Annotated in this window: 1 protein-coding gene; it reads right to left on the bottom strand. The window is 57.8% G+C overall.

Annotation, left to right across the window (positions count from 1 at the left end; genetic code table 11):
* The coding region (locus tag ACR0IP_RS23485) for a BMP family ABC transporter substrate-binding protein (RefSeq protein ID WP_480528208.1) at nucleotides 1-521 on the bottom strand (521 nt) is incomplete at both ends.

Here is a 521-nt window from a genome sequence, read left to right as displayed (position 1 = left end):
CCTGCTTTCATCGCGTCATACACCGCGACGTCCACACGCTTCAGCATCGACGTCAGGACCTTGCCCGGATGCAGGTGGTTCTGGTTGCTGTCCACGCCGATCGACAGGATGCCTTCGTCAGCTGCCGTTTGCAGAACGCCTACACCTGTACCACCAGCTGCGGCATAGATCACGTCAGCACCCTGGCTGATCTGTGCTTTTGTAAGTTCCGAACCTTTTACAGGGTCGTTCCACGCCGCAGGGGTGGTGCCGGTCATGTTGGCGACAACATTGATGTCCGGGTTCACGGCTTTGGCGCCTTGTGCGTATCCGCAGCCAAAGTGGCGGATCAGCGGAATGTCCATACCGCCGATAAAGCCAACGGTGCCCGATTTCGATGCCATCGCTGCCATCATGCCAACCAGGTACGATCCTTCATGCTCGGCAAAGCCGATCTGGCGGATGTTGGGGATGTCCAGCCAGTTCACGTCGACGGCCACGAATTTGGTTTCAGGATAATCACCTGCAACGGCCGACAATGG

It is taken from the genome of Ruegeria sp. AL11, from assembly GCF_056540865.1.
This window is presented reverse-complemented; position numbering and strand designations above follow the sequence as displayed.